The organism is Catellatospora tritici, assembly GCF_019083965.1.
Lineage (GTDB): Bacteria > Actinomycetota > Actinomycetes > Mycobacteriales > Micromonosporaceae > Catellatospora > Catellatospora tritici.
In genome coordinates, this window is the sequence record NZ_JAHRCY010000004.1 from 141,236 (window position 1) to 165,252 (window position 24,017).

Genomic DNA, 24,017 nt, shown 5'->3' on the forward strand with positions numbered 1-24,017 from the left:
GTGCCGTCCTCCCGCTTCCGGCACGCGGCGTTCGGCCGGTCCTGCCGCGCCGGCCGTGGTCACCGCGCCCTCGGCGAGCGCGGTGACCACGGCGTGGGTCGTCATTTGCCGAGCAGGGCCTTGGCCATGGCGGAGATCAGGCGCTCGATCTCCGACCCGAACGGGTTGTCGTGCACCATGTACGTCCAGGTGGCACTCGGACGATCCAGTCCCGCCTCGGCGGGCGTCCAGTCCGGCCTGTCGATCTTCGCGGCCATGAACGTCTCCGCGGTGCTCGCATCGACGTCGTCCAGCATCCGGTTGAACGCGGGCACCGCCACCCGGTGGAACTCGTCCAGCGGATCCTGCCGCCCCAGCGCGCGCAGGTGCACCCCGTCGCGCACGTTGGCCAGCATCCCGAGGTGGTCGGCCCAGCCCCGGTCCAGGTGGTACAGCGCGATCTGCCGCGCGGCCTCCTCGGCCGCCTCCGCGCCGATCGCGGCCACGACCTCGGCGTACCGCTCCGCTGCCGTGATCATCTCCAGCCCGTTGTGGGCCAAGTCGTCGGCGTCGGCGTCGTCCCACAGCCCAGCGGCGGCGACCGCGTCGGGATCGACCGGGAACCGCGTCCTGCCCTCGCGCAGCGACTTCGCTGCGGCGTCGGTCGTCAGCAGCGCCTTACGGCGCAGGGCCAGCACCTGACGCTGCTGCTCGACCAGCACGCCGTAGCGCCAGGTGTTGCGGTGGATCTCGAAGTTGACCCCTTCGGCGACGCGCTGCGCGTGCCCCACCGCCCAGTGGATGTCCGGGCCGGTCACCCGCCCGTCCCCGGCGGTCGTCCCGCTGATCCCGGCACCGTGCCGCACGATCATCTCGTCCTCGCGGCTGACGAAGAAGAGTGAACCGCCCGGGTCACCCTGCCGACCGGCGCGGCCGCGCAACTGGTCGTCGACCCGGCGGCTGTCGTGGCGGCCCGAGCCGATGACGTAGAGGCCCCCGAGTTCGGCCACCGCCGCCCGGTCCTGGCCGTCACTGCCGCCCAGCCGAATGTCGGTGCCCCGCCCGGCCATCTGCGTGGATACGGTGACCGCACCCGTCCCGCCCGCCTCGGCGATGACGGCGGCCTCGTGCGCGTCATTCTTCGCGTTGAGCACCACGCACTCGATGCCCTGGTCGCGCAGGGCCGCCGCGAGCCGCTCCGACTCGGCCACGTCCAGCGTGCCGACCAGCACCGGCCGTCCCGTCTCGTGCGCCGCGGCCACCTCGGCCATCAGCGCCTCTTCCTTCTCCTCGATGGTCGCGTACACGCGGTCCAGGTCGTCGACCCGGACGTTGGGCGTGTTCGGCGGGATGACCGCGACCTCGAGGCGGTAGAACTCGCGCAGCTCGTCACCGATGCTGGAGGCGGTGCCCGTCATCCCCGCCGCCGTCGGGTACAGCGCGATGAACGCCTGCACCGTGATCGTCGCCAGGATCTCGCCCTCGTCGGTCGCCGCGAGACCCTCCTTCGCCTCGACCGCCGCCTGCAGCCCGTCGGGCCAGCGGCGGCGCTGGGCGACCCGGCCCCGGAACTCGTCGACCAGCGCGATCCGGCCGTCCCGGACGATGTAGTCCACGTCCACGGCCAGCAGCGCCCGCGCGTGCAGCGCCTGGTTGACCGCGGTGAGCCGGTGCAGGTTGTCCTGCGCGTACAGGTCGATGCCCCAGGTGTGCTCCACCAGCGCCACCCCGGCGTCGGTGAGCTGCACGTTGCGGCCCTCGTCGACGACCTCGTAGTCACGGCGCGGCCGCATCGCCGCCACGAGCCTCGCCGCCGCGCTCGCGTCCGACCCGGCGTCGGCGAGGCTGCCCGCCAGCACCAGCGGCACCCGTGCCTCGTCGATCAGGATCGAGTCCGCCTCGTCGATGAGCACCGTGTACAGGCCGGGCATCACCTCGTCCTCGGCGCGCAGCACCAGCTGGTCACGCAGGAAGTCGAAGCCCGCCTCGCTCACCGACACGTACGTGACGTCGCAGCGGTAGGCGGCCGCCCGCTCGTCGTGGCCGGAGCTCTCGCCGACCGCGCCGACGGTCAGACCGAGCAGCCGGTACGCCGGACCCATCCAGCGCGCGTCGCGGTCGGCGAGATAGTCGTTGACGGTCAGCACCTGCACCCGCGAACCGCGCACCACGTAGCCGTACGCGGCGATGACCGCGGCCAGCGTCTTGCCCTCGCCGGTGGCCATCTCCACGACGTTGCCCTGCAGCATCGCCATCGCCCCGAGCAGCTGTACGTCGAAGGCCCGCTCGCCCAGAGCACGGCGACCGGCCTCACGGCCCAGCGCGCAGATCTCGGCCAGGTCCTCCGCGTCGATCGGGAGGGGCTTGGCCAGGGTGACCCTCGGCTCGCCGTCGTCGGCCCCGCTGACGACGTCTCGCAGCATCACCGCGCGCTCGGTGAATTCCGCGTCGCTCAACGCGGTGAGCTCCTCCTCCAGCTCCAGGATTCTCGGCAGAATCGCCTCAAAACCCTCCAGACTCACCGTCGTACCGGGGCGCTGCATGAACGTGCGCAGCTTCTGCTTCAACCGACCTGCCAAACCCATGCCGCAAAGGTACGTCGTCCGCGGCGATACGGCGGGGCACCCCAGCCGGGGCACCCCGCCGTGGCCCGGTGCTCAGGGGATGATCTCGACCAGGGTCAGGGTGAACTGCTGATTGGTGCCGCCGGAGTAGTCCCATTGCTGCAGGGCGGCGCCGTTGGCGGTGGAGACGTCCTTGACGTCGAGGGCCTTGCCGCCACCCTTGGCGACGATCCGGTACGTGCCCGTGCCGGTGCTGACCAGCTGCCACTGCTGGTTGTCGGCGCCGGTGTAGTCCCACTGTTCGATCGCGGCGCCGTTGGCGGTCGACGCCCCTCTGACCTGCACGGCCTTGCCGGTGTTCTTGGACAGGATCCGGTAGTAGCCGCCGCCGGTCGGCATCAGGCGCCACTTCTGGTTGGCGCCGCCGCTGTAGTCCCACTGCTGCAGCGCGCCGCCGTTGGCGGTCGACACGTCCTTGACGTCGAGAGCCTTGCCACTGTGCAGCGCGGTGATCTCGTAGTAGGCGTTGGCGTCGATGCCCGTCGGCGCGCTGGGGGTGGGGCTCGGCGACGGGCTGGCCGATGGGGTGCCGCCGACGGGGGTGCCCGCCACCTGGAAGCCGTACAGGGAGTAGCCGTAGGCGGTGGCGCGGGTGGTGCCGTACAGCCGGAGGTAGCGGCCGGTGCCGGTCACGGCCAGGTTGTCCGTGCCGCCGTCGCCGGTGCTGGTGGTGTAGACCGTGGTCCAGGTGGTGCCGTCGGGCGAGGTCTGGATCTGGTAGCCGCGGGCGTAGGCGGCTTCCCAGGTGAGGGTGACCCCGGTGATGGCATACGACCGACCGAGATCGACCTGCAGCCACTGCGGATCGGCGAAGGCGCTCGACCACCGGGTGCCCGGGTCCCCGTCGGTGGCCGCCGCGGCCGGGGTGCCCGCGTTCTCGACCGACGACGCGGTGGTCGGCCTGCCCAGGGCGAGGTCGGCGGGCACGCTGCCGTCGTCGCTGCGGGCACCGGCCCACAGGTAGGTCCCGACGGTCTTGGCGGGCAGGGTCGAGCTGATCTGGCTGCCGCCCACCCGCAGGGTGAACGGCTGGTCGGCGCCGGTCTGGTTGACGACCACGGTGACCAGGGTGCCGTCGGGGTTGACGAACGCGACGTTGGTGACGGTGCCCGTCGAGCCGTAGTTGGTGGCCACGCGCCGGGCGCCCCGGTCGACGAACTTGGCGAACTGGGCGGTCAGGTAGTACTCCGGCAGCGCCCAGTACGTGTCGGGGCTGGTCGGGTTCTGGATGAGCATGGTGGGATCGGGGGAGCCGGACCACTGCTCGGGCGAGCGGTTCTGGTCGAGCATGGTGACCCAGCTCTGATACATGGTCGACTGGTTGCGGAAGTACTGCACGATCCGGTCGGCCCCGGCGGTGCCCCAGACGGCCCGCTCGGTCATCGCCACGTCCTTGGCGGGGTAGCTCGCCTTCACCGCCCCCATCGACGACGGCTCACCGCCGTAGTCGTGGAACGCGATGGCGTCCACCGCCGCGTAGGCGTTGCTGGGGGAGCCGGGGTTGCCCAGCACTCCGGCGGCGTACGCGGGACCGTCGCCGAAGTTGTGGTCGAAGGCCCAGATCCTGGTCGCGGCGCCGCCGTTGGCGTCGAGTTCGCCGCGCAGCGCGACGGCCACCCGGCGGGACTGGTCGGCCGTCAGCGTCATCCCCGGGTAGTCCGGCGGCGAGAACAGCGGCTCGTTCTGCAGTGTGACCGCGTGCAGGGGCAGGCCCTGGGCGGCGTACGCCTGAACGGCCTTGCGCAGGTAGGTGGCCAGCACGCCGATGTTGGCGTCGGGCAGCGAGCCGCCGATGAGGCTGTTGTTGGACTTCATCCACGCGGGCGGGCTCCACACGCTGCCGAACAGCAGCAGGTTCGGGTTGATCGCCTTGGCCTGCTTGAGCACCGCGATGATGTTGTAGTCGATGTCCTTCTGGATGGAGAACCGCGACAGCGTCGGGTCGGCGGCACCGTCGTCGTAGGTGTAGAAGGTCCGGGCGGTGAAGTCGCTGGTGCCCAGCGGAATCCGGGCGATGTTGAAGCGGGCGCCGGTGACCGGGTCGAGGAGCTTGCGCAGGGCGGCGTCACGTACGGACGGGCTCATCCGCGACAGGTTGAAGATGGTCGACTCCTCCAGGGACGAACCGACCCCGAGGACCTGCTGGTAGCCGACGGTGGTGTCGACGGTGATGGTGGCCGTTCCGGCGGCCGTGCCGACGGTGAGGTCGGGCTGGCGGGTCAGCTGGTAGGGGGTGGCGGCCAGGCCCGCGGCGGGGTTGGTGTACCAGTTGCCGCTCTTGGGTTCGAACCCGGCCGCGCGCGATTCCGAACTCCAGTACACCTGGACCTGGGTGGCCGCCGCGGCCGCGGTCTCGGTGGTGACGGCTGCCGTCGTCGCGATCAGGACGACGCCGGCGGTCGCGGCGGCGGCCATCAGCGGGTGCGGGCCGCGACGCCGCGCGGCGGAGGTGTCGGTCACGATGTGCTCCTTTTTTGTCGGTACGGGTCTGGGCAGGCAGGGGCCCGGTGCGCCACGTGGCGGCAGCACCGGGCCCCGCGTTCGTAATGGCCACCTCGGGTGGCGATTGCTCAGCGGTAGAGCCGCACGTCGCTGACGCTCCACCAGTTCCCGGCCACGGCCGTGGCGGTGATCCGCAGGTGGCGGGCCCGGGTGTACGGCAGGTCGACGTTGCTCAGCTGACCGGTGGCGGTCCCGGTGGCCAGCGTGCGCCACGTGGTGCCGTCGTCGCTGGCCGACAGCTGCCAGCCCCGGGCGAAGTCACCCAGGTTGCCGCCGCTGTCGACGGCCACCCGCCGGAATCCGACCGCCCGACCCAGATCCAGCTGCAGGTACTGGCCCGGGAACTGGCCCGCTCCGCTGCTCCACCGGGTGGCGGCGTCGCCGTCGATCGCCGCCGCCGGGCTCTCACCCACCGGCGAAGCGGTCGCGCTCGCCCCGGTCAGGTCGAGCTGCCGCAGGCGCGGGCGCAGCGACGGGTCGGCAGGCCAGGTGAACGTGGCCAGCGCGCCGCCGGGCAGGGTGTATTCGAAGATCCGGTCGCCGACCGCCACGGCGAACGAGCGGGGATCGTCGTTCTCGTTGTGCACCACCAGCGCGGTCGACCCGTCCGGGTTGCGGAACGCCACATCCATGATCTGCCCGTTCCAGCCGGTGGTGCCGAACGAGGTGCTGGCGACGCGGACCGCGCCCGGCTGCACGAACTTCGACAGGTGCCCGATCGTGTAGTACTCGGCGTTGGTCGTGACCGTGCCATCGGCACCGATGGTGAGCAGGCCCGTGCAGGTGCCGCAGCCGCCCAGGTGGGGGCCGCCGGTCGGATCCAGGGCGAGGTTCCAGTTGACGACCGACCGGGCCCAGTTGCGGGTGGTGCCGATGGCGATGGTGCGGGCGTGCCACACCAGGGTGTCGCGGAAGAACTTCGCCGGCGGATCGTCGGGACCGTGCGACCCGGAGCACTCGGTGAACCAGATGCCCTTGTCCGGGAACGCCTCGTGCAGCGCGCTCTGCGCCGACGGGTCGCCGTAGTAGCAGTGGAACGCGGTCCCGGCGATCCAGCGCGCGGCCGGGCCCGACAGCAGCTGGTATGGGTAGTCGGTCTCGGGGCTGCGGCCCGGCGGGGTGGAGTCGATGTCGCCGGGGTGGGTGCTCCAGTTGTGGTCGTACGCCAGGATCCGGGTGTGCGGGCTCGCCGCGCGCAGCAGTGGCCCGAGCGCCTCGATGACCTTCGCCTGCTGCGCGACCGGCATGTCCACGCCGGGGTAGGCCGCCGGTGCCCGGTTCTGCGGCTCGTTCTGCACCGTGAGGTAGTCCACCGGCACCCCGGCCGCGGCGTAGGCCTGCACGAACTTGACCAGATAGCGGGCATACGCGCGGTAGATCGCCGGGTCATCCTTGAGCTGCCCGCCCACCAGCGAGCCGGAGGTCTTCATCCACGCCGGTGCACTCCACGGCGTGGCCAGGATCGTCAGGCGCGGGTTGAGCCGGCGGGCCTGACGCAGCAGCGGCAGGATCCGCGCCTCGTCGTGGGCGATGCTGAAGTGGACCAGGTCGAAGTCGGTCGCACCGGCGGGCACGTCGTCATAGGTGTAGTGCTGCGCCGCCGCGGTGAAGTCCGAGGACCCGATCGGCTGGCGCAGGAAACTCACCCCGATGCCCGCGACCGGGTCGAACAGCCGCCGCAGCGCGTCCTGGCGGGCGGCCGGGCTCAGGCCGGAGAGGACGGTGGCCGAGGAGTCCGTGATCGACGCCCCGAATCCGTCCATGGCCTGGTACGACCGCAGCGGGTCGACCACGATCGTCGGCAGGTCGGACGCCCCGGTCCGGAACGGCACCGCCGCCTGCTCTCGCAGCAGCTCGGCACCGTCCACCGTGGTCAGCCACACCCGCGCCGACACCGGGTGCCGCGAACCCGGTGCGGTCGCTCCCGCCGAGCTCGTCCCCGTCACCGCCAGCAGCGCGGCCAGCACCGCCACGGTGCCGCCACGTACGGATCTTCTCATCACTCACCTCGGCGTCCGCGCGGGCAGCGGCACCGGCCGCGCATGTAACGAATGAAACACTTGTGAAACATCGATGCCCGCCAGCGAAACACCGGGGCGCCATGGCTGTCAATACTCGATGTTTCTGCTTGATCGCGACTAACTCGGCGAGCTGCGCGGTTCCGATCCGGAGCGAGGAATGTAACGACTTATGAAACACTAAGGACTGTTCGGTCGCACGGCGTGCCACTATGCTGGCGCCATGAAACGGCACCCTGACCCACATGCCCAGCCGCTCGCCGCGTAGGGGCTCGGTACGCGACATCGCCGCGGAGACCGGCCTGTCGATCGCCACCGTGTCACGGGTGCTCAACGGATACCCCCACGTCGCGCCCCGGACCCGCGACATGGTCCAGCGCACCGCCGACCGGCTGCGCACCCGCGGCGCCGACCCGGCCACCGCGACCACGGCGCGCACCTCGTCACCGCAGCCCGTCTACGTACGCTGCCCCTACCAGCTCACCGACTACTTCGGGCTGATCGTGTCCTCCATCGCCGAAACGCTGTCGGTGCACGGTCGCCGCCTGATGCTCGACGCCGGTCAGAGCGCCCAGAACGAGGACGTGCTCCCCACCCTCGCCGACCGCGCCGACATCGACGGCGCGATCCTGATCCTGCCCCCCGAACCCAGCCACGAACTCGTCGCGCTACGCGCCACCGGACTGCCCTTCGTCGTCGTCGACCCGCGCACCCCGGCCCCGCGTGACATCCCCGCCGTGTCGGCAGCCCACTTCGCCGGCGCCCGTGCGATGACCGCCCACCTCGTCGAACTCGGCCACCGCCGCATCGGCGTGCTGGCCGGTCCCGACAACTGGCTCGCCGGTCAGGCCCGCCTGGCCGGGCACACCTCCGCGCTGGCCGATGTCGGCTTCCTCACCGACCCCACCCTGGTCCGCTGCGACGAGCCCACCACCGAGTTCGGCTACCGCGCCGCCGGAGACCTGCTCGACCTGCCCGACCGGCCCACCGCCCTGGTCGGCTTCAACGACAAGGCCGCCGTCGGCGCGCTCGCCGCCGCCGCCGAACGGGGCCTGCGCGTGCCGCAGGACCTGTCCATCACCGGCTTCGACGACATCGACCTCGCCCAGGCCACCACGCCCACGCTCACCACGATCCGCCAGCCGCTGCGCGAGATGGGCCGCATGGCCGTCAGCCTGCTCGTTCGACTGCTCGAACGCCACCAGCTCGACGCCCTGCACATCGAGCTGTCCACCGAACTGGTCGTACGCGGCTCCACCGGCCCCGCGCCGGTGCGCTGACGTCGACCGCCGTCACCGCCCGCGCGCGGTCGCCGCGTGTCGAAGCCAGGCGACCGCCGCCGCCCTGCGCCCGCTGTTCGCCGCACCGGTCGCACGAAGCCGGGCGCCCGATCGAGTGGGACGTCCGGCGTACCAATCCGGCGCGCGCCGACTGAGCAGCCGTACCCTTGGTCAGATGAAAGACGATCTCGTCAGCAGTCAGCGCCTGGCCACCTATGGAAGTCTCTCACCGGGCAAGTCGAACCATGCTCAGCTCCACGGACTGGACGGCCACTGGTTCACCGGCCACGTGCACGGTCAGCTCTTCGCCGCGGGTTGGGGCGCCGACCTCGGCTACCCGGCGCTGGTGCTCGATCCCGACGGTGACGCCGTCGAGGTTCAGATCTTCGAATCGGCCGACCTGCCCGCCCACTGGTCCCGCCTCGACGACTTCGAGGGCTCCCAGTACCGTCGGGTCCTCACCGCGGTGGACACCCCGAGCGGGCCCATCGAGGCCTGTATCTACGTCCTGAACTCGGCAGAGTCGGCCCCCACGGATCAGCGGCCACTCGGCAGCTGACCGCCGACGAGCCGTTCGCCTGCGGAGCTCATGCGCCTGCCCCGACGAGACAGGGGGCGGCTCGCGGCCGCCCCCTGCACCCAACCGTCGGGCCCGCGGGTCAGCGCCCGGTCGGGACCACCGTGATGTGGTCACACCCGAAGAAGGACGTGCCCCCGCCGGGCCCGAACCGGCCCCGTACGCAGATCTCGGTGGTGTCGGGCTGGATGCCGAGCTGGTTCGCTCGGGCATGCAGCACGCCGTCACGGTCGCCGTCCTGGGTCCGCTCGTCGAGCTCGAGAGAGTCCTCCAGGTGCACTCGACCGTGCATCTCCGGTGCCCCCGCACCGGTCGCGACGAGTGCGGGCCGGACGCCGACGCGCACGGTCGCCGCCTGGATCGTCGCGGCGTCGAACGCCAGCGGGTTGCCGTACTCGCCCGCGGTCGTGGTGAGCACCGCCAACGGCAACGCGCCCGGGTTGACCTCGACCGGGTTCCGGAGGCTACCCGGCTTGACGTTGATGGTCACCGGCACGGCGCAGTCGATGGCGAACGTGACGGACTTGGTGTTGTTGGCTGCCACCAGGTCGGCGACCTTGGACTTCTCCGGCTTGACGGACGTGGTCACCGTCACCGTCTGCGCGCCGGTGCTGGTGCACACGACGGTGTAGTCGCCGCTCACCGTGACCGGGCTGCCCACCGCGAGCCCGTCGACGTCGAACGCCCGATGGGCGGGGGTGACCGTCACTCCCGCCGACCCGGTCGCGGCCTGGGTGACGTCGGCGTCCACGGGGCCGTCGGGACCGAGGTTCGCGACCTCGGCTTTCACCTTGACCACGACCGGCTTGCCGATGACGCCGAGCGGGTCACCGGTCGCGGCGGTCGACGTGATCGCCAGGTCGGCCTCGATGCAGTCGGGATCGCTCGGGTGGGCGAGGCAGAACTCGCGCACCGCGGGACGCAGGTCCACGGTCGCGAGGTCGGCTCCCGCGCGCAGATCGCGCACGAGCACCGAAGCCGTGTCGGGGTCGAACGGGAACGTGAGAGCGCCCGGTCCGTTCCGCAGCTTCAGTTCCTCGCCCCCTTGCGGCGCGGCCACCAGGTACCACCGCGGGTCCCACGCCTGCAGCGTGCCCGCGGCGGCTCCGTCCTCATCGGTGAGCGACAGCCGCAGCAGCGGCGGGTCGCCCAGGTGGGAACGGGACCGCTGCTCGACCACCGAGGCGTCGAGGAGGGTGGCCGAGGTCGCGCCGAAGTTCAGCTCGACCAGGAACGACTTGGACGGGTCCGCGTAGTCGTACTGCGGGTGCGGGGCGGTCGCCGGGTCGGTTGGGTCCCCGGGCGCGGCGGCGGTGGCCGCCACCGTGACCGCGACGAGGGCGGCGGCGGATGCGGCGATGACCGCGAGCGAGCGTGGGTTCAGCTTCATGGCGCCCTCCTCAGCACAATCCGGTGATGCAGTTGTTGAACTTCCAGTCCATCCGCGCGATGTCGGCGCCCTGCGGTGGCCGCTGGTCGACGTTCATCAGATCGTTGGGAGAGGGGTCGGACAGCGACCAGGTACGGCTGTTGATGTCGGTGAAGCTGCGGCAGGCCGCCGCGTTCGGCGCTTCGGCCTGGCATTCGGCCAGGGTGTCGAAGAGGTTGGGGAACGGGCGGTTCTCGAAGTAGCCGCCGTCGCAGATGTTGCCCGACTCCCGGCAGTACTCGTCGGCCAGGCCGAAGGCCGCGTGTCCGGTCTCGTGCAGCACGGTGCTCAGGAACGTGGGTTCGGTGGAGAACAAGCCGTTGTTGGCGCAGTCGCGGAAGTTGTCGGTGTGCAGGATGCCTCCGGCGTCAGCCCAGGTGGCGTACCGGGTCGCCCAGTTCGACGGCCGGGTGAGCACGCAGATGGGGCCGCCCGTGCCGCCGCCCGGGTCCGCGTCGCCCCGCTGGTCGGCGATCCAGAAGTTGAGGTGCTGCTGCTGATTCAGGAAGTAGTTCTGGCCGAAGTAGGCGCCCTTGACCACGCCGGCCGCCGCGGACAGGAACGCCGGGTCTTTGGGGCCGGAGTAGTTGTCGGTGTCGGCGATGAGCACGACGTCGATGCTGTTCGCCCTGGCGCCGGTGAAGATGACCGGCACCGCGGGATCCGTCGCGCTCTGGGCCGGTGCGCCGACCCTGGTCTTCCGCCACCCGGTGAACCGGTTGTCGGCGCCCTTGCGCACGACGCACCCGTACTCGAGGTCGCCGGCGGGCACGTCGTGGACGACGATGTCGCCCAGCGTTCGGTTGGAGAGGACCAGGTCGGGTGCGTCGGGTGTCGGTCCGGGCTGATCCTGGACCCAGATCTCCAGCTTGTCGGCGATCTTTCTGCGGTCGACCACCCTGGGGGCCCCGGCGTCGGGGTCCATGTCGCCCACCTGCATGGCGCCGTCGAACGACTCGACCGTGATGGTCACGTCGTCGCCGGGTTGGGGCCACAGTGGCGAGTGGGTGCACCGTACGGCCAGCCCTGGCGCATCGGGCACGTCGACCTCGACCCGGAAGCTGATCGAGGCGTCGCCGTCGCCCTCGCCATCGTCGTTGCCCCGGACAGTCTTGGTCTGTCCGCAGGCGGTGGTGGCCTCGCCGGTCACCGAACACGGGATGAGCGGGACCGTGAGGTCGAGATCCGTGCCGTCGGCGGGCGAGATGTCACAGACGTCATCGCCGAAGTTGAGGCCGCCGTCCGATTCGGCCACCAGGATCTGTACGGTCCCGGTCGGCTGGACGTCGACGGGGATGTCCCACTCGGCCTTCCAGTCGGTGGGCGAGATCTCGTCCTGGTCGGTGATCTCGCCGAAGTCGAAGTCCTTGCCGTTGATCGTGATGCGCGCGTAGAAGTCGGAGCCGTCGGTGCTGTCGGTGCAGCCCTTCTGGACGACCTTCTCGATGACGACACGCAGTTTGACGGTGTGACCGGCCCATGCCATCGGCGCCGAGACCGACTGCGTCGGCAGCACCAGGCCGAGGAGCGCGAGCAGGGCGGTGACCTTGCGCCGCCTGCCTGATCCGCTCCGGTCGAGTGTTCGAGACATTCTCAATTCAGTTCCCCCGTGACTGCAGCTGGTGATGACTGCGTTTGTCCAACGAGGATGGGCGCACGATGAGACGACCCGAGTCGGCAGGTCGCGATAACACTCCCGATCGGGTCGATGCCGGTAGAACAGGAGGACAGAGATGCCGTCGGGCTACCTCTGGGTCGACCACGCGGCCCCGGAACACGAGCGCGCGGCCCGGGTCGGTGGCCGGGTGCGCATGCCGGTGCTGCGGCCGCCGTGGCTGGTGGTGTACCAGGAGCCCGGCCGGGTTCTGGTGAACCGGTGGCCGGGGCGGCTGCTGCGGGTGGAGGTGGTGCCCGCCCAGTCGGAGCAGGAACGTGCGGTGGTGGCCGCGGTGTCGGCCAGGATCCGCCCCGACGCCGGCTATACCCATGCCGCGTGCGTCGACGTGGTGGCCGAACTCAGCCCGGCGCTGCCGTTCGGGCCCGACGGCGAGGCGGTGGTGCGGGTCGTCGAGGCCGCGCAGGCGCTGGACGAGCCGACGGCGCACCGGCTGGCCAGGGCCCGCCACGGCGACGCCGCCCACGGCTACCGGGCCGCCTGGCAGCGTTGGCTGGCCGGGACACGGCCCGCCGGTCTGGGGTCGCCGGTCGGGTCCGGGCTCGGACTGCTGCACCAGGTGGTGCGCGACAGCGCCCGGTCGCACGGCGGTCCGACCGCGTGGGTCGTCGACGGTGACGGTGAGGACGTGGTGGCCGAGCCGTGGCAGTCGGCGTACGCCGCGCTGCGGGAGGCGGCGCTGGCGTACGGCGCGCCGGACCTGCTCGACGGCGCCACGGGCAGGGCGTTGTCGACGGCCTGGCAGGCGGTCTACGGCCGCCTGCCGTGAGGCCCCGTCAGCCGACGTGCCGCTGGTGGTCCGGGCGGCTGAGGATCAGATCGGCGACCAGCGCCGTCCAACCGGTCTGGTGCGACGCACCCAGCGCCGCGCCGTCGTCACCGTGGAAGTACTCCGGGTAGATGAGCCGGTCACGCCAGTCCGGGTGGGTCTGGAACAGCTCCGTCCCGCCGTAGAGCGGCCGCCGACCGTCGCGGTCGCGCAGGAAGATGGCGATGATCCGCTCGGACAGCTCGTCGGCGATCTCGTTGAGGGTGCGTCGTGTCCCGGACCTGGTCGGGCACTCGAACGTCGCCGAGTCGCCCAGGAAGTCACCGAACTGGTCGAGCGCGCGAATCAGCAGGTAGTTCACGGGCATCCAGATCGGGCCGCGCCAGTTTGAGTTGCCGCCGAACGTGCCGATCGTGGATTCGGCCGGTTCGTAGTCGACGCTGTAGTCCTGGCCCCCGAGGTTGACCACGAAAGGTTCGGCCGCGTGCACGCGTGAGATGCTGCGCAGGCCGTACGGGCTGAGAAACTCGGTCTCGTCGAGCATCCGGGACATGATCGGTTCGAGCTGGTCCATGGTCACCATCGACAGCAGCCGGTGCCGACCGCCGGAACGGTCGGCCCGGTGCTCGCCGATGACCGCCGCGTACTCGGGCTTGTGGTCCAGGAACCAGCCGACCCGGTCGGCCAGCTCCGACAGCTGCCCGAACGTGCCCTCGCGCCAGGTCACCGTCGCCACGAGCGGGATCAGGCCGACGATCGAGAACACCCGGATCGGGATCGGCGCACCGCAATCGATCCGGATCATGTCGCAGTAGAAGTCGTCCTTGTCGTTCCACAGCGACCGGGCCGACGAGGCGATGTAGGCGAAGTGTTCGAAGAACTTCGTCGCCACATCCTCGTAGCTGGGGTTTCGTAGGGCGAGGCGGGCGGCCATCTCGAGCAGGTTCGCCGCGTACATCGCCATCCAGCCGGTGCCGTCGGACTGCTCCAGCCGACCGTCGACCGGCAGCGGCGACGAACGGTCGAACGGGCCTATGTTGTCCAGCCCGAGGAATCCGCCCTCGAAGACGTTGTCGCCGTCGGCGTCCTTGCGGTTGACCCACCAGTTGAAGTTGAGCATCAGCTTGTGCATGACCCGTTCGAGGAAGCCGAAGTCACGGCCGCCGTCGAGGTCGAACACCCGCAGCGCCGCCCACGCGTGCACGGGCGGATTGACGTCACCGAACGCCCACTCGTACGCCGGGAGCTGGCCCGTGGGATGCATGTACCAGTCCCGCACGAGCAGCAGCAACTGCTGTTTGGCGAACGTCGGGTCGACCCGGGCGATCGCGACGCAGTGGAACGCCAGATCCCAGGCCGCGAACCACGGGTACTCCCAGGGGTCGGGCATGGAGATGACGTCGGCGGCGGCCAGGTGCCGCCAGGCGGAGTTGCGCCCACCCAGCCGGTCCTCCGGCGGGGTGAGGGTGGTCCGGTCCCCGTCCAGCCACAGGCCGACGTCGTAGCGGTAGTACTGCTTGCCCCACATCAGGCCGGCGATCGCACCGCGGACGACCCGGGCCTCCTCGTCGGTCGTCCCCGGCGGCACCAGGTCGGCGAAGAACGCGTCGGCTTCGGCCCGGCGGTCGGTCATCACCTCGGTGAACCCGGCCCCGAGGTCGGTGGAGTCCTCGGTGGGCTGCGCCAACCGCAGGCGGATCCGGCGGGACTCACCCGCCGGGACCTCGAGCACGTAGTGCAGCGCCGCCTTGGTTCCGGTCATCGCCGGGTTGACGGTGTCGGCGCCATGGACGACGTGATCGTTGATGCCGTCCTTGGGGTACGCCGAGCGGCCCGGTACGTGCCACAGGCGCTCGGTGTTGGTCTCGTTGTCGCAGAACAGCGCGGTCGGTGTGCCGTCGCCGACCAGTTCGATCGTGCCGAGTTCCTCGTGCCGGGCGGTGAGGTGGCCGCCGCGCCCGGTGATCGTCGGCACCGCGTCGTGGTGAGCTCGCCCCCAGGCCCAGGTGTTGCGGAACCACAGCGTGGGCAGGACGTGGATCGTCGCGGTGTCCGGCCCGCGGTTGGCGACGGTGACGACGACGCACATGTCGGTGGGCGACGCCTTGGCGTAGTCGGCGGTGACCGACCAGTAGCGGTCGTCGGCGAAGACGCCGGTGTCGATCAGCTCGAACTCGGGGTCGTGCCGCCCTCGGCGGCTGTTGACCTCGACCAGTTCCCGGTACGGGAACGCCGCCTGCGGGTAGTGGTAGCGCCAGCTCATGTGGGAGTGGGTCGGGGTGGAGTCCTCGTACCACCAGTACTCCTTGACGTCCTCGCCGTGGTTGCCCTCGGAGCCGGTGAGGCCGAACATGCGTTCCTTGAGGATCGGGTCCTGGCCGTTCCACAGCGCGAGCGCGAAGCAGAAGCGCTGGCCGTCGTCGCAGATGCCGGCCATGCCGTCTTCGTTCCAGCGGTAGGTCCGCGAACGGGCGTGGTCGTGGGGGAAGTACGACCACGCCTCGCCGGTCGTGCTGTAGTCCTCGCGTACGGTGCCCCAGGCGCGTTCGGACAGGTACGGCCCCCACGCCCGCCACGGCACGGCACCCGAGTCGGCTTGGGCGAGTCGATGTTTCTCGGCGCCCGGGTCACACTTAGACGTCATTGCTCCATCATCGGCAGCGACGGACGAAGGCGTGCCCGATTCGCGTTTCCTGGCCGGCCGACCGGCCCTGATTCCCCGAGATCAGGACCTCGGTCGGCCGGTCAGGCCGTGCGGTCCCGCGTAGACGGCACGCTCGCCCAGCTCCTCCTCGATCCGAATAAGCTGGTTGTACTTGGCGGTGCGGTCGCTGCGCGACAGGGACCCGGTCTTGATCTGCCCGCAGCCGGTCGCCACGGCCAGGTCGGCGATGGTGGTGTCCTCGGTCTCACCTGAGCGGTGCGACATCACGGCGCTGTATCCGGCCTGCCGGGCGGCCTGGACGGTGGCGAGCATCTCGGTCAAGGTCCCCACCTGGTTCACCTTCACCAGGATCGAATTGGCGATACCCCGGTCGATCCCGTCGCGCAGCAGTTCGACGTTGGTGCAGAACACGTCGTCACCGACCAGCTGGCAGCGTCCACCGAGCCGGTCGGTCAGCAGCTTCCAGCCCTCGAAGTCGTCCTGGGCCACCCCGTCCTCGATCGACACGATCGGGTACCGGCCGGCCAGCTCGACGAGATAGTCGACGTGCTCGGCGACGGTACGCACCCGCTGCTCGCCGCGGTAGTGGTAGGCGCCGTCGCGGTAGAACTCCGACGCCGCCGGGTCGAGCGCGATCGCGATGTCCACGCCCGGGGTGTAGCCGCTGTCGCTGATCGCCGCGCTGATGAACGCGAGCGCCTCGTCGGCCGTGTGCAGCAGCGGCGCGAAACCGCCCTCGTCGCCGACGCTGGTGTGCTGACCTGCCCGCTGAAGCGATGCCCGCAGCGTGTGGAACACCTCCGAACCCATCCGGACCGCCTCGGCGAAGCCGGCCGCGCCGATCGGCGCGATCATGAACTCCTGGAAGTCGAGCGGGTTGTCGGCGTGCGCGCCGCCGTTGACGATGTTCATCAGCGGCAGCGGCAGGGTGACCGCGTCGGGGCCGCCGAGGTAGCGGTACAGCGGCTGCCCGGCCGAGACGGCGGCAGCCTTCACGACCGCCAGCGACACGCCGAGGGTCGCGTTGGCGCCCAGCCGGGACTTGTTCGCGGTCCCGTCCAACTCGATCAGCACCCGGTCCACGGCGGCCTGGTCGCGGCCGTCCAGGCCGCCCACCGCGTCGGCGATCTCGCCGAGCACGGCCTCGACCGCGCGGCGTACCCCCTTGCCGTGGTAGCGGCCGGTGTCGCCGTCCCGCAGTTCGACCGCCTCGGCGGTGCCGGTGGAGGCCCCGGACGGCACGGCGGCCCGGCCCAGCGAGCCGTCGTCGAGGAGCACGTCGACCTCGACGGTCGGGTTGCCGCGGCTGTCGAGGATCTCCCGGGCGTGGACAGTGTCGATGGCGGTCATGTGACTCCTCGGATCGGGATGGTCGGCCAGCCAGCGCAGCACCTGCTCGGCGTGCAGGGCCGGTTCGGTGACCGGGTGGAACACGTGCTCGACCACGCCGTCGTTCACGATGAGCGTCAGCCGCCGGTAGTACGTCGAACCGGCGGTTTCGAACGTCGGCAGCCGCAGCGCGGTGGCCAGGGCGAGTCGCGGATCGGCCAGCAGCGGGTAGGGCAGCCGCAGCCGGTGGGCCAGTTCGCGCTGGTAGCCGGTCGACTGCGTGGAAAGCCCGTAGACCTGGTCGCATCCGGCGGCCAGCAGTTCGGCGTGCAGGTCCCGGAACCCGCAGGCCTGCACGGTGCAGCCCCGGGCACCCGCGATGCCGTCCCAGCCCTCCGGCATGCTGATGGCCGGTCGGCTGGTCAGCGAGTACAGGAACAGCACGGTGCGACGGCCCACGAAGGCGGCGGGTCCGACCGCGGTGCCGTCGGTGGCCCGGAACGTCAACCCGGGCAGTAGTGCGCCGACCAGCCCACCCGGATCGCCGTCGCCCGCCACGGCCGTGCGGCCCGCCGTGTACGGCGTGCCCGGCCCCGCGCTCGCGTCCAGCAGCGCCAGCAGGGAGTCACGCTGGCCGGTGAGGTGTTCGATCCGCAGCTCCAGCCCGGCGATCGCCCGCCGGTAGGTGCTCAGGGCGGCCGGGTGCCCGTCGGTGCCGTCCCCGTCCAGCAGGGACTCCACGAACGGCCTGGTCTCCTCGACGCTGAACCCCAGCGCCGTCAGGGTCCGGATCTGCTCGACCATACGCACGGCCACCGGGTCGTACTCCCGGTAGCCGTTGCCCAGGCGGCGGGGGACCACCAGCCCCGCCGCCTCGTAATACCGCAGCGCCCGGACCGTCGTTCCGGTGCGATGCGCCAGTTCACCCACTCGCACGCCACGACGGTAAACCCGTACCTACGGGTACAGGTCAAGCAGACCTTTGCCTGCCCGCTCGCCGCGCGGCGAGCGAGACGGCGTTGAGCAGGGCGACGACACGGTCGAGCGCATCCAGGCTGAGGCGCCCCCGGCCGCGGCGACCAGCCCTCGCAGCGGCATCTGGGACAGGACGGACTGCACCATCGTGTCCAGGTCGGGGTCGCCGATGGGTATCTGCTTGCGGACGGCGGCCAGCAGCAGCGACCGCAACCGGTGCCCCAGCCAGGTCTGGCCCAGGTCCTCGATGGTGGAGTCGGTCGTGTACGGCAGCAGTGGCCGAGGCACCGGCACCGGCCCGCCCAGCAGCACCGCCAGCTCCTCGTCCGTCGCGACACTGCCCGCAGGTCCCGCGACCGGTGCCACGACCTCGTCGGATTCGATCCGAATGCCCAGGGCCGCGCGGATGTCGCGGGAGGACGCCCCGATCCGCAGCTCGAAGTCTCCCGCCTCCACCGCCCAGGAGCGGCTGACGACATCCCAGACCGCGAAGGTTCGCCGACCCAGCCGTAGCGCCACCTCGCGAGTCTGGCCCGGCTCCAGCCGGACGCGGGCGAACGCCTTGAGTTCCTGCGCGCGCCGGTGCACCGACGAGACCGGGTCGTGGACGTACAGCTGCACGGTCTCGGTGCCGGTGCGTGGGCCCGTGTTGGTGACCGCATCGGCCGGGACACCGGCGAGACCGGCTCGACCGCCGCTTCGGCCCAGCTGGTCGCACGCGGCTCGACCGCGCGGTCGCACTGATCGACCCGGCGTGCGTCCAGCGGGGCCCCGCCAGGCTCACCGGCCCCGCCGCTCAGGCGGGCACGGTCCCGGCAAGGTAGGCCTTGATCTGATCGATCTCCAGGGCGTTGAACACCTCGGGCTGGTCGGCGGCCTGATTCGAGTTGATGATCCGCTTGAACAGCAGGTAGTGCGCCATCGACTTCAGACCCATGACGCGGTTGGGCGTGACCAGGTAGCCGGTGCCGCCGGTGCTCCAGATGAGGTACATGAGACCGTCCTTGGTGAGAATTGATGGGGGAGTGCCGGGCGCCCCGGCGTAGGGTGCTCCGGCCAGCATCGACTCGGGATCGACCCGCTGGCCGTCGGGGCGGGTGAGCTCAAGGTGCAGGTGCGGTCCGGTCGACCGGCCGGTGGAGCCCACGTGTCCGATGTGCTGACCGGCGGCGACCTGGGCCCCGACGCCGACGAGCGGTGCGTCACGCAGGTGGCCGTACAGGCTGCGCCACCCGTCGGCATGAGCGATCACGGCGTAGTTGCCGAACCCGCCGGAGCTGTAGCCGACCTCGGCCACCGTGCCGGCGGCGATGGCGCGTACCGGGTAGCCGAGGATGCCGCCCGCGCTGTAGTCGGTGCCGTAGTGGAACCGGGCCTCGCCGGTGATCGGATCGGTGCGCCAGCCGAACGGGGCCGTGATGGGCACCCACTTGTCGAACGGCCGATTCCACCGCGGAGTGGCCCCGTACGCGGCCTCGGCCAACCACGCCTCCGGGATGACGCCCATCGCCAGTGAGGCCGTGACCAGCGTCAGCAGCTGCCGCCGGTCGAGACGGCCGGGCGTGGCATCCGGTTCGGACGCGTCGTGGGGTGAAGCAGGCATTCCCATCTCCTGTCGCACAGGTCGCCGGGCCACGGCCCGGCCGTCGGCGCACCTTCCGGGCCGCCGACACGCTGTCCACGATTGGATGAGCGCGGGCACATCCTGCGGCACGGCACCAATACGCGACCTCCTGCGCCGACGCATCCGGACGCCACACGCACGCGCGGCCGAACCGGCTCGGCGCCCGCTGTGGACATCCCCGCGCCCGGCTAGGATCGGCGCCGATGATCGCAGACAGCGACGGTTGCGCCTTCCGGGTGCTGGGCCCGGTGGAAGTCGTCGGCTCAGGGCAGCCGCTGCGGTTCGCCCGGCGTCAGCAACTGGATCTCATCGCGCTGCTCCTGCTGAACACCGGCCGCCTGGTGACGATGGACGCGATCATCGAGGCGATGTGGGGCGGCGCACCGCCGCGTACCGCCAACGCGCAGGTGCAGAACATGGTCTCCACCCTGCGGGCCGTCCTGCGCGACCAGGACGGGCCAATGGCGACAGTCGACCGGCAGGCCGACGGTTACCTCCTGCGCATCGTCACCGGCCGCCTCGACCTGACGGTCTTCACCGACCTGGTCGGCCAGGCCCGATCGGCGGCCGAGCCGGCCGCGGCCGTCGGCCCCCTGCGCGCCGCGCTCGGACTGTGGCGGGGAACCCTGCCGCTGGCCGGTGTGCGGGCGCCCTACGCCGCCGCCGCGCGGGCCCACCTCGGCGAACGACGCGACCGTACCGTCGAGCAGTTGTTCGATGCCGAACTCGGCTGCGGCAACCACGCCACGATCGTGCCGGAACTGACCGCGGCGGTGGCCGCCAATCCGGTCCGGCAGAGACTCGTCGCCCAGCTGATGCTCGCGCTGCACCGCAGCGGCCGCGTCACCGACGCCCTCGACGTCTACCGCAACGCACGGCAGACCCTGTCCGACGGGTACGGCCTGGACGCCGGCGCCGAGTTGCGCGACCTGGAACGGCGCATCCTGACCGCGGACCCGACCCTGGACCCGCCCGCCGCCCGTGCCATCGAACTGGCCGGGGCGCCGGCCCCGATCGGCGCGGTGGTCCCCGCGCAGCTGCCCCTGGACGTGCGCGGTTTCGTCGGCCGTGACGCGGAGCTGGCAACGCTGGACGCGCTGGCGGCACAGGCCGGACCGGCCGCCACGGCGGTCGCCGTCCTCATGGGGACGGCCGGGGTGGGCAAGACCGCGCTCGCCGTGCACTGGGCGCACCGGAGCGCGGCGGCCTACCCGGACGGCCAGCTCTACGTCAATCTCCGCGGCTTCCATCCCGGAGCCCGCCCGATGGGACCCGGCGAGGCGCTGCGCGGTTTCCTCGAGGCGCTCGGGGTCGCACCCGAGCGGATTCCGGCCGCCCTCGACGCCCAGGCGGCCCTGTACCGCAGCGTCCTGGCGGGACGCCGGATGTCGCTGCTGCTCGACAACGCCCTCGACGCCGAACAGGTCCGGCCGCTGCTTCCGGGCGGACGCGGCGGGATGGTGCTGATAACCAGCCGCGACCAACTGCTCGACCTGGTCGCGCTCGAAGGCGCCCACCCGGTCACGCTGGACGTCCTGTCCGAGGACGGGGCACGGGAACTGCTCGTCGGGCGGCTCGGCCACCAGCGGGTGGCCGCCGAGGCGCCTGCGGCGCGGCTGATCGCGGCCCGCTGCGCCCGGCTTCCGCTGGCGCTGGTCACCGTCGCCGCCCGTGCCGCCGTCCAGCCCGGCGTGCCACTGGGTGCGCTGGCCGCCGAGCTCGCCGCAGCCCGGGAGGGGCTTCGCCCGTCTCGCGTCGACGGCATCACCACCGACGTGCAAGCCGCGTTCTCGTGGTCGTACCGACGACTGACCCCACCCGCGGCGACGCTGTTCCGGCTGCTCGGACTGCACCCGGGCCAGGACCTGGGCGCAGCCGCGGCGGCCAGCCTGGCGGCCGTCTCGCCGGACGAGATCCACCCGGCACTGACCGAGCTGACCCGGACCCACCTGATCATCGAACCGGTACCCGGCCGCTACGCCGCGCACGACCTGCTGCGGACGTATGCGGCCCAGCTCGCCCGGCACAGCGACACCGGCCCCGCCCGGCAGGCGGCGCTACGCCGCGTCCTGGCCCACTACCTGCACAGCGCCTACGCCGCCGCGATGGTCATCTACCCGCACCGGTACCGTCTCAGCCTGATGCCGGTCGAACCGGGCACGGCCGTGGCGGAGTTCACCGACGCGGCGCGAGCCTCGGACTGGTTCGCCCAGGAGCACGCGGCGCTGCTGGCCGCCGTGAACGCCGCCGCCGACGCGGACCTCGGCACCTACACCTGGCAGCTGGCCTCCGCCCTGTCGACCTATCTGGACCGGGGCGGGCACTGGCATGACTGGGTCGCCACCCAGGCCACCGCGCTGGCGGTCGCCGAACGCACCACGGACCGGACCGGCCAGGCCCATGCGCACGGGGGCCTCGGCCTGGCCTACAACCGCCTGCGGCGCTACCCGCAGGCGCACACCCATCTACGTCGGGCCGACGACCTGTTCGGGCAGCTCGAAGACCTCGTCGGACAGGCTTACACGAATCTGCGGATGAGCCTCGTGCACGAGGGCCAGGGCGACCACGGCGCCGCGCTGCGCGCTGCCCGACAGGCGCTCGAGCGGTTCGGGCGGGCCGATCACAGTATCGGGCGCGGCCAGGCACTCAACAGCGTCGGCTGGCTCTACGCCAGGCTGGGCCGGTACGGCGAGGCGGTCGAGCACTGCGAACAGGCGGTGCGGGTGCACCGGGAACTCGGCGACCGCGAGGGACTGGCCAACGCCCTGGACAGCCTGGGCTTCGCCCATCATCGCCGGGGCGACAACGAGCGGGCCCTGATCTGCTTCGAAGAGGCACTGGTGGTGCTGCGCCGGCTCGCCGACCCCTACTACGAGACGATCACGCTGGCCCACCTCGGCGACGCCCACCACGCGGCGGGCGACCGGGCGGCCGCCGCGCGGGCCTGGCGCCAGGCGCTGGCGATGCTCGAGGAACTGGGGCATCCCGACGCCCACGACCTGCGCGAGCGGATTTCGGGCCTCGGCGGCCAGCCATCCGTGTGAAAGCCGGATGAGAGGACGTGTGGGCCACGTCCCGACAATGGGGCGGCGACCGGCTGTCCACATGTGAGCGACCGTGCGCCCGCCGCCGAACCACGGTCCGACGGCCGGTACTGACCCCTTCCTCGACAGACCCGGCCCTGGCGCGCTGACCGTGGCCGGAAAGGAGCGACCATGGCGCAGACCGATGGGCTCGACTGCTGCGGGGGCGCCGACGTGCCCTCGACCGGGCTCGACCGGCGGGCCGTGCTGCGCGCCGCCACCCTGGGTGTGGGTGCCGCGGCGGGCGGGCTGCTGACCCTGCCCGGGACCGCGTACGCGGCGCCGGCGATCTACAACCCGTTCACGGCGTACCCGATCTCCGGCAGTTGGGCCGACCATCTCGCCCGGGGCTCGCTCGGCGGCATCGACTTCGCCATGCCCGTCGGGACTCCGCTGCCCGCCTGCGGGGCCGGGACGGTCCAGAACACCCCGAACAACGGCACCGGCGGCCACACCGTCACGATCCAGCACGCCGACGGGTACCGCAGCCAGTACATGCACCTGTCGCAGTTCCTGCTCGGCAACGGCACCTACGTCCAGGCGGGCACGGTCGTGGGCCTGTCCGGCGGCGCCGCCGGCGCGCCCGGCTCGGGCAACTCCACCGGGCCGCACCTGCACTGGCACATGATCGATCCAGCCGGTGTCAGGATCAGTCCGCTGGTCTACATCGCGGAGCATCCGGGCGGGGCCGCTCCGCGCCAGGTGTACGAGGCGGCCAGCAACAACGCCTGGCGGGCGCTGCCGATCTCCGGCAGTGGCGGCGCGGTGACCGGCTCCGCGGTGGCGCCGATCGCCCTGGGCAGCACGAAGATCGTGTACACGCTCAACGGCGGCCGGGTCTTCGAGGCGGCGAGCAACGCCGGCTGGCAGAACCTGTGGACGGGGATCACCGGCGCGCAGGGCACCGCGCTCGCCGCGCTGAACCTCAACGGCGTGAAGCTCATCTACACCGTCGTCGACGGCTACGTGCACGAAGCGGCCAGCAACAACGCCTGGCGCAACCTCAACAGCGGCATCTCCGGGGTGAGCTCGGCGTCCATTTCGGTGATCCAGCTCGACGGGGTCAAGTACGTCTACAGCATCGTGGGCGGCTACGTGCACGAGGCGCACAGCGCCAACGCCTGGCGCAACCTGAACACCGGCATTCCGGCGTCGGCGGTGGCGGCGATCACCCTGGGCAGCACGAAGATCATCTACACGGTCAACGGCGGATCGGTGTACGAGGCCGCCAGCAACGCCGGCTGGCAGAACCTCTGGACCGGCATCTCCGGGGTCTCCGGCAGCACGCTCGCGGCGATGAACGTCGCGGGAGTCAAGCACATCTACACCAGCGCCGGCGGCTACGTGCACGAGGCGGCCAGCAACAACGCCTGGCGCAACCTCAACTCCGGCGTGGGCGGCTCGACGGTGGCCGTGCTGACCGTCGGCGGCGTCAAGCTCATCTACGCCGCCTGATCCGACGGCGGGGACCCGACCGGCGGCGGTCCC

The 24,017-nt window shown here is 71.5% G+C and carries 14 protein-coding genes and 1 pseudogene; 5 read left to right on the top strand and 10 right to left on the bottom strand.

The genetic code is table 11. The features are described 5' to 3' along the window. Nucleotides 1-101 precede the first annotated feature (101 nt). The 3 genes from secA2 to KUA19_RS10485 all read right to left on the bottom strand — a co-directional run bounded on the left by secA2 (nt 102) and on the right by KUA19_RS10485 (nt 7,105). On the bottom strand, nt 102-2,564 hold the full coding sequence (gene secA2, locus KUA19_RS10475; protein ID WP_217395989.1) for an accessory Sec system translocase SecA2: 2,463 nt from the start codon (nt 2,562-2,564) through the stop codon (nt 102-104). 72 nt (nt 2,565-2,636) lie between these two features. Further along, a complete protein-coding gene (locus KUA19_RS10480; RefSeq protein ID WP_217395990.1) occupies nt 2,637-5,063 on the bottom strand; it encodes an RICIN domain-containing protein in 2,427 nt (808 codons plus the stop codon). Nucleotides 5,064-5,173: 110 nt separating this feature from the next. Further along, entirely contained in the window at nt 5,174-7,105 is a 1,932-nt protein-coding gene (locus KUA19_RS10485) for a discoidin domain-containing protein (RefSeq protein WP_217395991.1), read from the bottom strand. A 263-nt stretch (nt 7,106-7,368) separates the two neighbouring features. Between KUA19_RS10485 and KUA19_RS10490 the strand changes: the two genes are divergently transcribed. Together KUA19_RS10490 and KUA19_RS10495 are read left to right on the top strand one after the other, a co-directional pair. Then, a complete protein-coding gene (locus tag KUA19_RS10490; protein ID WP_217395992.1) occupies nt 7,369-8,403 on the top strand; it encodes a LacI family DNA-binding transcriptional regulator in 1,035 nt (344 codons plus the stop codon). 175 nt (nt 8,404-8,578) lie between these two features. Then, the gene (locus tag KUA19_RS10495; protein WP_217395993.1) at nt 8,579-8,962 is read left to right on the top strand and encodes a gamma-glutamylcyclotransferase family protein; all 384 of its coding nucleotides are present in this window, start codon (nt 8,579-8,581) and stop codon (nt 8,960-8,962) included. Nucleotides 8,963-9,062: 100 nt separating this feature from the next. On the opposite strand, the gene KUA19_RS10500 is transcribed toward KUA19_RS10495, so the two are convergent. Then, the gene (locus KUA19_RS10500) at nt 9,063-10,370 is read right to left on the bottom strand and encodes a hypothetical protein (RefSeq protein WP_217395994.1); all 1,308 of its coding nucleotides are present in this window, start codon (nt 10,368-10,370) and stop codon (nt 9,063-9,065) included. Nucleotides 10,371-10,380: 10 nt separating this feature from the next. Beyond that, complete coding sequence (locus tag KUA19_RS10505) at nt 10,381-12,000, bottom strand: M64 family metallopeptidase (RefSeq protein WP_217395995.1); 1,620 nt, start codon at nt 11,998-12,000, stop codon at nt 10,381-10,383. A gap of 142 nt (nt 12,001-12,142) precedes the next feature. Here KUA19_RS10505 and KUA19_RS10510 point away from each other — a divergent pair, with 142 nt between their 5' ends. Beyond that, entirely contained in the window at nt 12,143-12,853 is a 711-nt protein-coding gene (locus tag KUA19_RS10510; RefSeq protein WP_217395996.1) for a hypothetical protein, read from the top strand. A gap of 7 nt (nt 12,854-12,860) precedes the next feature. On the opposite strand, the gene KUA19_RS10515 is transcribed toward KUA19_RS10510, so the two are convergent. From KUA19_RS10515 to KUA19_RS10535, 5 genes and pseudogenes are all read right to left on the bottom strand, one after another. Then, nucleotides 12,861-15,497: an MGH1-like glycoside hydrolase domain-containing protein gene (locus KUA19_RS10515; RefSeq protein ID WP_217395997.1), complete on the bottom strand. Its 2,637-nt coding sequence runs from the start codon at nt 15,495-15,497 to the stop codon at nt 12,861-12,863. Between the two features lie 81 nt (nt 15,498-15,578). Further along, a complete protein-coding gene (eno, locus tag KUA19_RS10520) occupies nt 15,579-16,868 on the bottom strand; it encodes a phosphopyruvate hydratase (protein ID WP_217396328.1) in 1,290 nt (429 codons plus the stop codon). Nucleotides 16,869-16,943: 75 nt separating this feature from the next. After that, a pseudogene (locus tag KUA19_RS10525) lies at nt 16,944-17,783 on the bottom strand (MerR family transcriptional regulator); the annotation flags it as partial. A 21-nt stretch (nt 17,784-17,804) separates the two neighbouring features. Continuing rightward, nucleotides 17,805-18,443, bottom strand: a complete 639-nt coding sequence (locus tag KUA19_RS10530) for a fibronectin type III-like domain-contianing protein (protein WP_217395998.1) — start codon at nt 18,441-18,443, stop codon at nt 17,805-17,807. Between the two features lie 175 nt (nt 18,444-18,618). Beyond that, the gene (locus KUA19_RS10535; protein ID WP_217395999.1) at nt 18,619-19,425 is read right to left on the bottom strand and encodes a M23 family metallopeptidase; all 807 of its coding nucleotides are present in this window, start codon (nt 19,423-19,425) and stop codon (nt 18,619-18,621) included. 224 nt (nt 19,426-19,649) lie between these two features. Here KUA19_RS10535 and KUA19_RS10540 point away from each other — a divergent pair, with 224 nt between their 5' ends. Together KUA19_RS10540 and KUA19_RS10545 are read left to right on the top strand one after the other, a co-directional pair. Next, nucleotides 19,650-22,490: an AfsR/SARP family transcriptional regulator gene (locus KUA19_RS10540; protein ID WP_217396000.1), complete on the top strand. Its 2,841-nt coding sequence runs from the start codon at nt 19,650-19,652 to the stop codon at nt 22,488-22,490. A gap of 171 nt (nt 22,491-22,661) precedes the next feature. Beyond that, nucleotides 22,662-23,984: a M23 family metallopeptidase gene (locus KUA19_RS10545; protein WP_217396001.1), complete on the top strand. Its 1,323-nt coding sequence runs from the start codon at nt 22,662-22,664 to the stop codon at nt 23,982-23,984. Nucleotides 23,985-24,017 lie beyond the last annotated feature (33 nt).